The sequence below is a fragment of the Sphingomonas sp. genome (genome assembly GCF_019242355.1).
GTDB lineage: Bacteria > Pseudomonadota > Alphaproteobacteria > Sphingomonadales > Sphingomonadaceae > Sphingomicrobium.
This window is the reverse complement of the sequence record NZ_JAFAVR010000185.1, coordinates 1-13715: the sequence shown is the minus strand read 5'-3', so window position 1 is coordinate 13715 and position 13715 is coordinate 1. Positions and strand designations below refer to the sequence as shown.

Here is a 13715-nt window from a genome sequence, read left to right as displayed (position 1 = left end):
GTGCACGTGCGGCGCGCCGATGACAACGAACGCGACCAGCACGCCGATCTTCACGATCACCATCCCGGCATTCAGGCGGGCCGAATGCGTGACACCGCGGACCAACACGGCCGCGAACACGGCAACGGCGGCCACCGCGACCAGATTCACGCTTCCCGTGACACTGAAATGCGCGCCCTGCTGGTCTGTCACCGCCTGCACGAGCGGCGTCGAAATGACTGCCGGCAAGGAGATGCCAAAGTCCCCGAGCAAGCTCAGCAGGTAACCCGCCACTCCGACTGCGAGAGCGGAGCCTGCCAAGCCGAACTCCAGCGACAGCATCCAGGCAAGGATCCAGGCGAAGACCTCGCCAAGGGCCGCATAGGCATAGCTATAGGAGGCTCCGGCGACCGGCAGCGTCGAAGACAGCTCCGCGTAGCAAAGCGCCGTGAAGCCGCAGGCGAGGCCGGCGAGCGCGAAGGAGATCACGACCGCTGGCCCGGCGTAGTTGGACGCGGCCGTTCCGGTCATCACGTAGACACCGGCACCGATGATGCAGCCGATGCCGATCATCACAAGCTGGACCGGTCCGAGCGCTCGGACCAGACCGTGGCGCTCGCCGTCCGTCCTGACGTCCTCGAGAGGCTTGCGGATGAACAGTCGCCCCGACTTGGCCAATCCAACTCCCCTTCCTTCGCCGACATTAAGCGAACCATCTCCGGTGCCCATGCTTCGACGGGCCCGCGACCGTCGCCGAAGGGCCGATCGCCAGCCCCTCGACCCAATCATCCCTTGCGCAAGGTTCGACCTCGAACGAGAGACGGAAGCGGCGGCCCGTTCGCAACGGTATTCGACCCAGCACGTGTCTTGCCCCTGCGCTCGGCCCATTATCGTGGCGGTCGACAAAGCGTCATCGGAAGGTGGATTCGAAAGGAATGACGACGGCCGCCACGCGACTGTTCTGGACCAAGATCCACCGCTGGCTCGGTCTTGCGGCCCTCGCATTCCTGCTCATCGCCGGGCTGACTGGCAGCATCCTCTGCTTCGACAAGCGCATCGACGCGGCCATCAATCCCGACCTTTTTTACCGGCAGACCAAGGGGGCGGCAGGAAGCCCCGCGCTAATTGCGACGGCAATCCAGGCACGGCATCCCGAACTGGTCGTCACGAGCTTCCCATTGCACCTGCAAGCGTCCGAGACGCTCAAGCTTGATGTCGCGCCGCGCCGGCCGGACGGGTCGCTGGGCTTCGACCAGTTGTTCGTGGATCCCTCGGACGGCCACGTCGTCGGTACTCGGCAGAGCGGTCCCGGGTGGGACCGCCGGCACGTCGTCGAAGCTATTTTCGAGCTCCACCAGAACCTCCTGGGCGGCGCAGTTGGTCGCTGGGTCATGGGCCTTGCGGCCCTTGCGTGGCTGATCGGCAATTGCGTCGGTCTCTACCTGACGTTGCCGGCTAAGAAACCGTTCTGGCCCAAGTGGAAGAAGAAGTGGACGATCGATACCGGCGCCAAGCTCCGCAGGCTGATGCTCGAGATTCACAACTCAAGCGGGCTTTGGCTGCTGATCCCCGCTACCGTGCTAGCGTACACGTCGGTGTCGATGAATTTCTTCGACGAGGCGTTCGTTCCTTTGATGCAGGCGGTCTCACCGGCAAGGCCCTCGATGTTCGACCAGCCGCCGCCCGCGAACGATACCAGGAGGCCGACGATTGGCTTCCTCGATGCGCTCAACATCGGCAGCGCAGCGGCGAAAGTGCGAGGTCTCACCTGGCAGCCCGCGATCGAGCGCTTCGACCCGGCGCACAACGTATACTCGATCAGCTTTACGGACGACGGGACCGAAAACTATCGCCGCCTCGGACCCGTCGCACTCTATTTCGACGCGTCGAACGGCCGGCTGGTGGAAGCGGATGACCCGTACCACGACAGCCTGGGGCGGAAGCTGACGCGCTCTCTCTATCCGCTGCACAGCGGGGAGATGGGAGGACCGATTGGCATCGCCCTCATTTTCCTGCTCGGTCTGTCCACGGCCGAGATGTGCATCACGGGGTTCTATACGTGGTGGAAGAAGCGGGAGTCGCGCCGCCGCGGCGGCGGCACCGCGGGGCGACGCCCAGCATGATCAGCCGCCGCGGAATGATGGCAGGCGCGGCCGTCTTGCCGCTGCTTGCGGCAGGCCGCCCATTGCTTGCGAAGCACCGGTTGGCGAACCCTCCGGCCACGCCGCGCTTTCCGCTGAGAACGGAGCAGCTGGGGCGTGTGCGCGTCGATGATTATGCGTGGCTGAAACCGGCAAACTGGCAGGAGGTCTGGCGCGACCCGAGCCTGCTCGATCCCAAGATCCGCGCATATCTGGTGGAAGAGAATCGCTACTGCGACGCCGTTCTTGCGCCGACCGAGCAACTGCAAGCGCAGCTTGTCAGCGAGATGAAGCGGCATGTGCCGCCGGAAGCCGTCTCGCCGCCGGTCCCCGACGGTCCCTGGACCTACTACGATCGCTTCTCTCCCGACGGACAGCAGCCGATCTATCTTCGAAAGGCGCTCACGGGCGGTGCGGAACAGGTGCTCCTCGACGCCGCGGCGCGCGCGGCGGGCAAGCACTACCTCGCCATCCGCAACGTCACCCACAGCCCAGACCACCGCCTGCTCGCCTGGGCGGAGGACTCGAGCGGATCGGAGAAGTTCACGATCCTCGTGAAGGATCTCGCAACCGGCGAGATCGTGACCGGGCCCACCGACGCGTTCGGCGACTTCGTCTTCTCGGCCGACAGCCGGTATATTTTCTGGGTCTGGCGCGACCCGCAAAGCCGGCCGAAGCGGCTCTATCGCCGCCTCGCGCGGGGCGGCCCCGACAGCCTGGTCTACGAGGAGGCGGATCCCGCCTTTCTGATGGAAGTCGCGCCGAGTGCATCCGGGGATTGGCTATTTCTGCGCTCGTTCAACGACGTCACGAGCGAAGTCCGGGTCATCGACGCGCACCGTCCGGAGGGGGACCCCACCCTGGTCGCTTCACGTCGGACGGGTGTCGATTATTCGATTGAGCACTGGCGTGACCGGTTCGTCATGCGCACGAACGCGAATGGCGCCCAGGACTATCGGCTCCAGTGGGCGCCCATCGGCTCGCCATCCGGGCCGTGGCAGACCTGGGTGCCGCACCGGCCAGGCCGAACCATCACCGAGCTCCACCCCCGCGAAGGCGATTTCGCCTGGCTTGAGCGGGTCGAAGGCAATCTTCACATCATCGCCTGCGGCGTAGACGGGATCCCTCGGGAACCCGTCCGTTTCGAGGAAGCCGCTTATGTACTGGCGGTTCAGCCATCCGAATATTCGGACAATGCGCTGTGGGTCACCATCGAGTCACCGCGCTTGCCGCCGCAATGGCTACGGTGCGACCTAGGCACCGGGGCGCAAGAAAGCCTCTTACAAGGTCGAGACGGACCGTTGGGCCGCTACGTACTCAAGAGGCTGAATTCGGTGGCCGCCGACGGGGCCCTGGTCCCCGTTACCGTCCTCCACTTGGCCGACACTCCGATCGATGGCTCCGCGCCTCTCCTCCTGACCGGCTACGGCGCGTACGGATACAGTTATGAGACGAAATACTCTGCGCCTGTGCTTGCCCTGGTCGATCGTGGCTGGGTCTGGGCCGTCGCGCATGTGCGCGGCGGATCGGAGAAGGGCCGAGCCTGGTTCGAAGCGGCGCGCCAACTGAAAAAGAAGACGAGCTTTACGGACTTCATCAGCTGCGCGCAGATGTTGATCGACACGCATCATACCCGTGCAAGACGCATAGTCATTCACGGCTTTTCCGCCGGAGGCCTTCTCGTTGGCGCCGCCGCGAACATGCGACCTGACTTGTGGTCGGCAGTGATCGGCCAAGCTCCTTTTGTCGACATGCTGAATACGATGAGCGACGCGACGCACCCCCTCGTTCCACTCACCCGTCCCGTCTGGGGAGATCCGCTCTCCAGCGTCGAAGCCTATGACTACATCGCCAGTTATTCGCCTTACGAGAATGTGAGGGCACAGCCTTATCCGGCAACGCTCGCGACCACGGCCATCGGTGATGACCGGGTCGGGTTCTGGGAGCCGGCCAAGTGGATCGCCAACCTTCGCCGTCGTTCGACCAGTGGCAAACCGATGCTCCTCCACACCGAGACACAAGGCGGCCATCAGGGAGCGTCCGGCCGACTGGACGAATTCGTCGAGATGGCACGCATGTATGCCTTCGCGATATCGCAGACGGAGCGTCTCGGGAGATCGCACTCGCAGGTCGCGAGAGACCCCACGAGGGACTGAGATGGGCGCTGAGGTGCCGTTGGGGCACCAGACAAAACTGGGGTGAACGCAGTCGAACATGAAGTCGCTGCGTTCCCGCCATCTCAGGAGCTTGTCGTGACGTCAGTCATAGTTTGAATTATGATGGCATTCGACGACCACTCTCAAGCGAGTTCGGCATGAAAATCGCCTGCGTCGGGGCTGGCCCGGCGGGCCTTTATTTCGCAATTTCGATGAAGCTGCGCGACGCCGCGCACGAGATCGCGGTGTTCGAGCGCAATGCGCCCCACGTGACGTTCGGATGGGGGGTCGTCTTCTCCGATCTCACGGTTCAAAACATTACGCGAAACGATCCCGTCTCGGCGAAGGCGATCAATGACGCATTCGCGCACTGGGACGATATCGACGTCCACTTCCGAGGCGAGACGGTCACCTCCGGCGGCCACGGGTTCATCGGCATTGGCCGCAAGCGGCTGCTGGAAATCCTGCAGAGGCGCGCGCGGGAGCTCGGCGTCGCGCTTCATTTCAACGCCGACTGCGATCCGGCCGATCGGAAGTGGGCGGATTACGACCTCGTCATCGCCTCGGACGGCAGCAACTCGCGGTTTCGCGACGCGCAATCTGATGCGTTCGGCGTTGATATCGACGTTCGCGACAACAAGTTCGTCTGGCTTGGCACATCGAAGGTTTTCAACGCCTTCACCTTCGCGTTCGAGGAGACGGAGCACGGCTGGGTCTGGGCGCATGCCTACCGTTTCGCGCCCGATTGCTCGACCTTCATCGTCGAATGTTCGGAAGAGACCTGGCAGCGGTTCGGCTTCGACAGGATGAGCCAGGAGGAGAGCATCGCCGCTTGCGAGAAGCTCTTTTCCAGATATCTCGATGGCCACTCGCTCCAGTCCAACGCGACGCACCTTGTCGGGAGCGCGGCATGGCTCAACTTCCGCCGGATCAAGTGCGAGCGCTGGTCGAGCGGCAACCTCATCCTGCTTGGCGATGCCGCGCACACCGCGCATTTCTCGATCGGAAGCGGCACCAAGCTTGCGCTCGAGGACGCGATCAAGCTGGCGGATGTCCTGAACCGGCCCGGGACTAGCCTTGAAGCCGCGCTCGGTGAATATCAGGCGGAGCGAAATCTCGAGGTCCTGAAGCTTCAGAACAGTGCGCGCAACTCGACGGCATGGTTCGAAACGCTGGAGCGTTACGCGCATTTCGAACCGCTGCAGTTCGCGTATTCGCTGCTCACGCGGTCGCAGCGCATCAGCCACGAAAATCTGCGATTGCGCGACCGCGAATGGCTGGAGACAGTCGAACAATGGTTCTGGAAACGGGCGACCGGCAGCAAGGCCAAGGCATCGCCGCCGATGTTCGCGCCAATCAAGTTGCGTGAGATGACAGTGCCAAACCGCATAACGGTATCGCCAATGGCGATGTATTCGGCGGTCGATGGCGTCCCCAACGACTTTCACTTCGTCCATTACGGCGAACGCGCGATCGGCGGAGCGGGGCTAGTGTTTACCGAGATGACATGCGTTTCGCCCGAAGGCCGGATCAGTCCCGGTTGCACCGGCATGTGGAACGCCGATCACGTGAGCGCCTGGAAGCGGATCGTCGATTTCGTCCATTCGCATTCGAAGGCGAAGATCTGCCTGCAGCTTGGTCACTCGGGCGGCAAAGGGTCGACGAGGCTGGGTTGGGAGGGCAACGACATCCCGCTCGACGCCGGCAACTGGCCGGTGATGGCCGCCAGCGAAGTCCCGTGGTCACCGGACAACCAGGTGCCGCGGTCGATGACCCGCGCCGACATGATCGAGGTTCGCGAGCAGTTCGTCGCCGCGGTTCGAATGGCGGCGGACGCCGGCTTCGACATGATGGAACTGCACGCCGCGCACGGCTACCTTCTCGCCGGGTTCATCAGTCCGCTCCAGAACAGGCGCGACGACGAATATGGCGGATCCCTGGAAAGGCGCCTGCGCTATCCGCTGGAAGTCTTTGTCGCCATGCGCGCGGCGTGGCCGAGCGACCGGCCGATGTCGGTCCGCATCTCGGCGACCGATTGGGCGGAGGAGGCGGGCGTCAGCCCCGAGGAAGCGGTCCTGATCGGCGAGGCGTTCGCCCGGGAAGGCGCGGACCTGATCGACGTCTCGGCGGGACAGACCTGGGCCGGGCAGCAGCCCGTCTATGGCCGGATGTTCCAGACTCCGTTCAGCGACCGAATTCGAAACGAAGCACGCGTCGCGACGATGGCGGTCGGCAACATCTACGAGCCTGACCACGCCAACTCGATCCTTGCCGCCGGTCGCGCCGACCTGGTGGCGCTCGGACGGCCGCATTTGATCGACCCGTTCTGGACGCTGCGGGCAGCGGCCCAGCTCGACTACCGCGATGTCGATTGCCCGCCGCAATATTTGAACGGCCTTTCCCAGCTCGCGCGCAATATGAAGCGCGAGGCGGAAATGGCGGCTGCGCTCAGGGTTTGAGCGCTGGGCCCGCGATGATCGACCGCAGTTTCCTATCCTGGCCCTTCTTCGAAGAGCGGCACCGCGAATTGGCCGCGAAGCTCGAAAGCTGGTGCTCCGGTAACTATCCGCAAGCGTCCGCAGGCAAAGAAGACACAGCCTGTCGCGCGATCGTCGCCGAGCTCGGCAAGGCCGGCTTCCTGAAACTGTGCGTCGGCGATGGAATGCATCGCCCGGACGTCCGAAGCCTCGCGCTGTGCCGGGAGACCTTCGCCCATCACGATGGCCTGATCGATTTCGCCTTTGCGATGCAGGGGCTAGGCTCCGGCGCAATCTCACTGTTCGGCACCGTCGAACAGAAGCGCGAGTGGTTGCCGAGGGTAGCGAGCGGCGAGGCCATTGCCGCCTTCGCCATGACCGAGCCCGAATGCGGGTCGGACGCCGCGAACATGTCGATGTCCGCGGCGCGTGACGGGAACGAATGGGTCTTGGCCGGAGAGAAGACCTATATCTCGAATGGCGGGATCGCTGATTTCTATGTCACCTTCGCGCGGACCGGAGAGGGGAACGGGACCCGGGAATTGTCGGCCTTCATCGTCCCGGCCGGAGCGGTCACCATTGCCGAGCGGATCGAGGTCATCGCGCCCCACCCCCTCGCGCGGCTCCGGTTCAACGATGTTCGACTTCCGGCGGAGTCGATCATCGGAGAGCCGGGCGAAGGCTTCCGCATCGCCATGAAGACGCTTAACCTGTTCCGCGTAACGGTTGGCGCGGCGGCACTGGGTTTTGCGCGCCGGGCGCTGGAAGAGGCCTTAGGCTGGGCAAGCGAGCGGCGCCTCGGCAATGGCACACTCGCCGACAATGCAGTCACGCAGGCCAAGCTCGCCGACATGGCAGTGGCGATCGATGCGTCGGCGCTGCTGATCTACCGCGCAGCCTGGCAACAGGACGAGGGCAGGATCGACAACCGTCGTGCCGCGGCAATGGCCAAGCTCTACGCGACCGAGGCCGCGCAGCAGGTGATCGACGCCGCGGTGCAGCTGCACGGGGGAGCCGGTGTCACGCGCGGCGTAAAGGTCGAGGAGCTGTACCGCGACATTCGCGCACTGCGCATCTACGAAGGCGCGAGCGAGGTGCAGCGGCAGATTATCGGCCGCGACCTTCTTAAGGAGCATCGCGGATGAGCGGGCCATTCCGGAGCGGGTTCGACACGGGCTGCCTGATTGGGCTGGGTTTGATCGGCATCCTCATTCTTCTCGGCCGATGCGTCCCGGTGACGGGCCAGTGAAAATCCTCCAGCCTCCGCACTGGCCGCGCTCGAAAGGCTATTCGAACGGCATCAGCGCGCGCGGACGGATGATCTTCACCGCCGGCGTGGTCGGCTGGGACGAGGCTGAACGCTTTCCCTCCCACACGCTGGCCGGGCAGTTCGCGCAGGCGCTAGTCAACACGCTCGAGATTCTCGCTTGCGACGGCGCGGGGCCGCAGCATATCGTCCGCATGACGTGCTACGTCACGGACATCGATGCCTATCGGGCGTCGCTCGGCGACATCGGCGCGGCCTGGCGCGAGATCATGGGCCGCAACTTCCCCACGATGGCGCTTGTCGCCGTGACCGCGCTCGTGGAACGCCAGGCGCTGATCGAGATCGAGACGACAGCGGTGGTGGAGCAGTGAGCTACGACTCCTTCGTCCGTGACCGGCTCCCACCGTCGCAACTGCTGCCGGAGTTTCGCTTCGACCTGCCTGAGCTACAATATCCCGAGCGGCTGAATGGCGCCGCCGAATTGCTCGCAGGGGGCGCGCCGGAAGCCCTGGCGGTGGTCAACGATCACGGTCGCTGGAGCTACGCCGAGCTCGACGATTTCAGCGGCCGCATCGCCCGGCTGCTGAAAGATGAGGAAGGGCTGATCCCCGGCAACCGCGTGCTGCTGCGCGGGCCGAACTGCTACACGATGTTCGCGGCCTGGCTGGGCATATTGAAGGCCGGCGGCGTGGTCGTGGCAACGATGCCGCTGCTCCGCCCAGGCGAGATCGCGACGGTGATCGAACGCGCGCAGATCACTCGCGCGATCGTCGACAGCCGCTTCATGGGCGACTTCCGCCAGACGGTCGAGCAAAGCCGCTTCATCGAGAGCATCGTCGAATATGACGGGGACGCTGGGCACGGCGCGCTTGAGGCTCGCACCGCGTCGCTTCAGCCCCTCCCCCCGGTGAACACGCATCGCGACGACCCGGCGTTGATCGCCTTCACCAGCGGCACGACCGGCGTCCCCAAGGGCTGCGTCCAATTCCACCGCGACCTGCTCGCCCCTTGCGACACCTTTGCGAAACATCTCGTCGACCCGAAGCCCGGCGACATCTTTATGACCAGCGCGCCGATGGCCTTCACCTTCGGCCTTGGCATCACGCCCCTGTTCCCGCTCCGCTTCGGCGCGGCGAGCGCGACGGTCGAGCAAGCGACGCCTGTGCAGTTGATAGAAACGATTGCGAGGCATGGCGTTACGCACCTCGGCACCGCGCCGACCGCCTATAAGGCCATGTTGTCGCAGCCGGACCTGGATGGTGCGTTGAAGACGCTCCGCTATTGCATTTCGGCCGGCGAGCAGTTGCCCGAAGCAACCTGGCGCGCGTGGAAGCATCGCACCGGTATCTCGATCACCGATGGCATCGGCGCGACCGAGATGATGCACATCTTCATTTCTGCTGCAGGCGACGACATCCGGCCGGGTTCCACCGGAAAGCCCGTGCCGGGCTATGAAGCTTGCCTGCTCGACCCCGATGGCAATCCCCTAGTGGAAGGCATCGGCCGCCTCGCAATCAAGGGCCCGACCGGCTGCCGCTACCTTGATGACCCGCGCCAGCAAGACTACGTCATCAATGGCTGGAACGTCACCGGCGATACCTACCGCAAGGACGCCGACGGCTATTATTGGTACGTCGCGCGAAGCGACGACATGATCGTCAGCTCCGGCTACAACATCGGCGCGCCGGAAGTGGAAAATGCGCTGCTGTTGCACCCCGCGGTCGCCGAATGCGCGGTGGTTGGCGTGCCCTGTCCGGAGCGGGGGCAAAAGGTGAAGGCATTCGTGGTGCTGGCAATCGGTAATGAACCGACGGAAGCCCTCGTCGCGGAACTTCAGGCGCATGCGAAGGCAAAGATCGCCCCGTACAAATATCCACGCGAGATTGAATTCATTGGCGGCCTGCCGAAGACGGCGACAGGCAAACTCCGGCGAAGTGAATTGAGGGCGAGCCGATCGTGATGAGCCAAGGAGATGGGGGCAGGGAAATGGCGCTGACCGGCCGGCATGCGCTGATTACCGGCGGAGGAACGGGCATTGGCGCAGCGGCCGTTGAGCATCTCAGCGCGGCAGGAGCCAAGCTGTCTCTCCTTGGTCGGCGCATCGAGCCCCTACAGGGCGTGGCGGACCGGCATGGCGGGACGGCTATCCGCTGTGACGTCACCGACCCGGCGCGCATCGCCGCCGCATTCGACGAGGCGAGAGCGGCCAACGGCCCGATCGACCTCCTGGTCGTCAACGCCGGCACCGCCGACAGTGCGCCGTTCCACAAGATGACTCGCGAAAGCTGGGACCGGATCATCTCCACCAACCTGACGGCCGCGTTCGATTGCGCGCGGGCGGCGATCAGCGACCTGCTCAACAGCGACCACGGCCGGCTGGTGTTCGTCGCGTCGGTCGCAGGCCTTCGCGGCGTGCCTTATGCAGCGCACTATGCCGCGTCGAAGCATGGCCTCCTCGGCCTGATGCGATCGCTCGCCGCGGAATATGCGAAGACCAACCTGACTGTGAACGCCGTTTGCCCCGGCTTTGTCGACACGCCGATGACCGACACTTCCGTCGTCCGAGTGTCCGAGAGGACGGGCCTCAGTAAGCAGGACTCCCGAGCGGCCATCACGAACATCAATGCGAGCGGACGGCTCGTGGATCCGGACGCCGTCGGCAATATCATCGCCATGCTGTGCCTGCCGCTCAGCCGCGACATCAACGGCGCGGCGGTGACCATCGACGGAGGAACGAGCGCGTGACCTGGGATCCGGCCTGTTTCGAGCCGAAGCATTTTCTGTGGGAGTACAAGGACGGCATCGCGACAATCACGCTAAACCGCCCCGAGCGGAGAAACCCCCTCACCTTCGCAAGTTATGACGAGCTTCGGAATACCTTTTGGCACCTGAAGGATACCGCCACGGTACGGGTGGTCGTGGTCCGCGGCGCGGGCGGCAACTTCTGCTCGGGCGGCGACGTTCACGACATCATCGGTCCGCTGACCAGAATGGACCAGACGGGACTTCTTGAGTTCACGCGGATGACCGGCGACCTCGTCCGGGCAATGCGGTCGTGCCCGCAGCCGATTGTGGCAGCGGTCGAAGGAACCTGCGCCGGCGCCGGCGCGATCCTTGCCATGGCGAGCGACATCCGCTTCGGCCAGCCGGGGTGCAAGACGGCATTCCTCTTCGCCCGGGTCGGCCTTTCCGGAGCAGACATGGGCGCCTGCGCTTTGCTGCCCCGGCTCATCGGGCTCGGGCGTGCGGCCGAGTTGCTGTTCACCGGCCGCGATATGACGAGTGATGAGGGGCTCGCCTGGGGCTTCTACAATCGGGTCGTCGAGGATGTGCTGGCCGAGGCGTACGCGCTGGCGGATCAATTGGCGCGTGGACCGCGGGTCGCACATGCAGTGACTAAGGCACAGCTCGATGCGGAAGCGACCATGCCGCTCGACGAGGCGCTCGAGACGGAGGCCCGCGTGCAGGCCAAGTGCATGCGGACCAATGACTTCAAGCGCGCCTATGAAGCCTTCTCCAAGAAGGAGAAGCCGGCTTTTGAGGGGGATTGACGCTCCAACGCGCAATCTTCGCGCCGTGCAGATCCGGCCTGGCCACACGATGACAGAGACCACCGTTCGCTACTGAGGCGTCGAAGTAGACGATGCTTCCAGTCTAGCTGAAGGCGGCAAAGTGGATCATCCACTAAGCGACAGTTTCGTCAACGAACGGTCGCCTGGCGCACTTGCTTTGGGTGCGAAGCCGGCTTTTTGGGCTCGTCAGAACCGGATCGAGAAGCCGCTATAAAGTTCCAAGTCCGGGGTGTTGCGGGTGAGGCCGAAGTTGGCACCACCGTCGAGTTGAAGGTAATCGGTCCATGCATAGGCGGCGGCTACGTCGACAGAGGCTTGCCGGATCGTGCCGGCCGGATCGAAGTTCAGATTGGTCCACAACTCGCCGTCTAACGTTAGCCTTGGCGCGATCGAGCCGGCGAGGTTGACGAGGTTCACCACCGCCAGATGTCTGCCGTCGCCGTCTCCATCCGCGAGCCAATCCGCTTCCGGTCCGAGCGTCATGATCACCGGCCCGGCAACATTGAAGCTGACGGGCATGGCGATCCCGCCTTCACCCTTGCCATTACCCAGGCCGCGCTTCGCGACAGGGATCTTCACGAAGGGAATGGCCGTGACTTGAACCGGCGCGCTATCGTGTGTCAGCCGCTGCTTGTAGCGCACGAGCAGGTCGCCTGCGCCGGAAAATGACGGCTCGCCGGTTGTTTGCGAACGCGCGAACGGAACGACGGTGAGCTCCAGATCGGAATGATCAGTAAGACCATATTTCACGGTCGTCGGAGCAATCGCCAGCACAGTGGTTCGCGTTCCTCCGGCCTTGGTCAGCGTCCAGTCCGCGATGCTTGCTTCGACCTGCCAATGCCCGGCAGGTACGGTGCAGACGGCATTGGCTTTGCTGGGACGATCGGTGCAGATCGGCGGCAGCTGCGCCGCTGCTGTCGCCGCGAGGGCGAGGAGCGGGCTCATATGCGGAGCTGACTGCCGAGCTCGATCACGCGGTTGGTCGGCAGCTTGAAGAACTCCATCGCGCTTTCGCTGCTCTTCATCATCGCGGCGAACAGTTTCTCCCGCCACAGGGCCATGCCCGGCGCTTCCCTGGCGGCGATCAGCTTCTGGCGGCCAAGGAAAAAGCTCGTGCTCATCATGTGGAAGCCGCCGCCGCAGGTCTCGATGCGCGAAAGGTCGGCGGGCACATCGACCTCATCGATAAATCCGTAGTGGAGGATCACGCGATAGAAGCCCTTCGAAGCGTCGTGCACCTCCATCCGCTTCGGCGGCGGCACGTGCGGCACGTCCTCGACCTTGACGTTCAGGATCAGCACCCGCTCGTGAAGCACCTGGTTGTGCTTGAGGTTGTGAAGCAGCGCGGACGGGATGCTGTCCGCCGAGGTCGACAGGAACACCGACGTTCCGCGCACCCTGTGCACCGACGCGACGGACTTGATGAAGATGTCGAGGGGGACGGTGTCCTGCTCCATCCGCGATCGCATCAGCCGCCGGCCGGTCGACCAGGTCGTCAGCAAAGTGAAGATGATCAGGCCCACGAGGAGCGGAAACCACGCACCTTCGACTAGCTTGTCGAGGCCGGACGCGAGGAAAATGGCGTCGATGGTGATGAAGAACAGAAGGCCGGGGCCAGCCTGCCACGAGGGTCGCTTCCAGATTTTGAACACCACGACATATTGCATCAGCGTCGTGATCAGCATCGTGCCCACCACCGCGAGCCCGTAAGCGGGGAGCATCGCCGACGAATGCTCGAACGCGATCACCAGTAGTGCGACCATGACGGCAAGCGCCCAGTTGACGGTCGGCAAGTAGATCTGGCCGATCGCCTTCGACGACGTGTGAAGGATCCGCATCCGCGGCAAGAATCCGAGCTGGATCGCCTGGTGAGTGACGGAATAGGCGCCGGAGATTACGGCCTGGCTTGCGATGATCGTCGCCAACGTGGCGATCACGAGGAGCGGAACCGTGAGTGATGGCGGGACCATCCGGAAGAAGGGATTGTCCACGAACTCGGGGCGATGGATCAGCATCGCCGCCTGGCCAAGATAGTTCAACACCAGCGCCGGAAGCACGATGTATAGCCAAGCCGCTGTGATCGGCTTGCGCCCGAAATGGCCCATATCGGCATAAAGCGCCTC

11 protein-coding genes are annotated in these 13715 nt (G+C 64.0%); 8 read left to right on the top strand and 3 right to left on the bottom strand.

Features of this window, described 5'->3' with window-relative positions; genetic code table 11:
* Window positions 1-657: amino acid permease (locus JOZ79_RS09380; RefSeq protein ID WP_294073504.1), on the bottom strand; the 657-nt coding region annotated here is incomplete at its 3' end.
* A gap of 257 nt (window positions 658-914) precedes the next feature.
* Here JOZ79_RS09380 and JOZ79_RS09375 point away from each other — a divergent pair.
* The 8 genes from JOZ79_RS09375 to JOZ79_RS09340 all read left to right on the top strand — a co-directional run bounded on the left by JOZ79_RS09375 (window position 915) and on the right by JOZ79_RS09340 (window position 11571).
* The gene (locus tag JOZ79_RS09375) at window positions 915-2102 is read left to right on the top strand and encodes a PepSY-associated TM helix domain-containing protein (protein ID WP_294073503.1); all 1188 of its coding nucleotides are present in this window, start codon (window positions 915-917) and stop codon (window positions 2100-2102) included.
* The gene (locus JOZ79_RS09370; protein WP_294073502.1) at window positions 2099-4276 is read left to right on the top strand and encodes a prolyl oligopeptidase family serine peptidase; all 2178 of its coding nucleotides are present in this window, start codon (window positions 2099-2101) and stop codon (window positions 4274-4276) included. The genes JOZ79_RS09375 and JOZ79_RS09370 overlap by 4 nt, the downstream gene beginning before the upstream one ends.
* A 158-nt stretch (window positions 4277-4434) precedes the next feature.
* On the top strand, window positions 4435-6735 hold the full coding sequence (locus JOZ79_RS09365) for a bifunctional salicylyl-CoA 5-hydroxylase/oxidoreductase (protein WP_294073500.1): 2301 nt from the start codon (window positions 4435-4437) through the stop codon (window positions 6733-6735).
* Between the two features lie 14 nt (window positions 6736-6749).
* Entirely contained in the window at window positions 6750-7898 is a 1149-nt protein-coding gene (locus tag JOZ79_RS09360) for an acyl-CoA dehydrogenase (RefSeq protein WP_294073498.1), read from the top strand.
* 100 nt (window positions 7899-7998) lie between these two features.
* Window positions 7999-8391, top strand: coding sequence for a RidA family protein (locus tag JOZ79_RS09355; RefSeq protein ID WP_294073496.1), 393 nt, complete (start codon window positions 7999-8001; stop codon window positions 8389-8391).
* Complete coding sequence (locus tag JOZ79_RS09350) at window positions 8388-9980, top strand: AMP-binding protein (protein WP_294073494.1); 1593 nt, start codon at window positions 8388-8390, stop codon at window positions 9978-9980. The genes JOZ79_RS09355 and JOZ79_RS09350 overlap by 4 nt, the downstream gene beginning before the upstream one ends.
* Window positions 9980-10765, top strand: a complete 786-nt coding sequence (locus JOZ79_RS09345; protein ID WP_294073492.1) for an SDR family oxidoreductase — start codon at window positions 9980-9982, stop codon at window positions 10763-10765. The genes JOZ79_RS09350 and JOZ79_RS09345 overlap by 1 nt, the downstream gene beginning before the upstream one ends.
* Complete coding sequence (locus JOZ79_RS09340) at window positions 10762-11571, top strand: enoyl-CoA hydratase family protein (protein ID WP_294073490.1); 810 nt, start codon at window positions 10762-10764, stop codon at window positions 11569-11571. The genes JOZ79_RS09345 and JOZ79_RS09340 overlap by 4 nt, the downstream gene beginning before the upstream one ends.
* Before the next feature lie 207 nt (window positions 11572-11778).
* Here JOZ79_RS09340 and JOZ79_RS09335 read toward each other — a convergent pair whose 3' ends face one another.
* Window positions 11779-12537 carry a transporter gene (locus tag JOZ79_RS09335; RefSeq protein WP_294073488.1) on the bottom strand — a complete coding sequence of 253 codons (759 nt, stop codon included), beginning with the start codon at window positions 12535-12537 and terminating at the stop codon, window positions 11779-11781.
* A partial coding sequence (locus JOZ79_RS09330) for a KUP/HAK/KT family potassium transporter (protein ID WP_294073486.1) occupies window positions 12534-13715 on the bottom strand: 1182 nt, incomplete at its 5' end. The genes JOZ79_RS09335 and JOZ79_RS09330, both read right to left, overlap by 4 nt.

What these genes read in the sequence shown, in the direction of transcription:
- JOZ79_RS09335 (WP_294073488.1), bottom strand. Translation starts at nt 12,537, where the DNA reads ATGAGCCCGCTCCTCGCCCTCGCGGCGACAGCAGCGGCGCAGCTGCCG.
- JOZ79_RS09370 (WP_294073502.1), top strand. Translation starts at nt 2,099, where the DNA reads ATGATCAGCCGCCGCGGAATGATGGCAGGCGCGGCCGTCTTGCCGCTG.
- JOZ79_RS09365 (WP_294073500.1), top strand. Translation starts at nt 4,435, where the DNA reads ATGAAAATCGCCTGCGTCGGGGCTGGCCCGGCGGGCCTTTATTTCGCA.
- JOZ79_RS09360 (WP_294073498.1), top strand. Translation starts at nt 6,750, where the DNA reads ATGATCGACCGCAGTTTCCTATCCTGGCCCTTCTTCGAAGAGCGGCAC.
- JOZ79_RS09375 (WP_294073503.1), top strand. Translation starts at nt 915, where the DNA reads ATGACGACGGCCGCCACGCGACTGTTCTGGACCAAGATCCACCGCTGG.
- JOZ79_RS09345 (WP_294073492.1), top strand. Translation starts at nt 9,980, where the DNA reads ATGAGCCAAGGAGATGGGGGCAGGGAAATGGCGCTGACCGGCCGGCAT.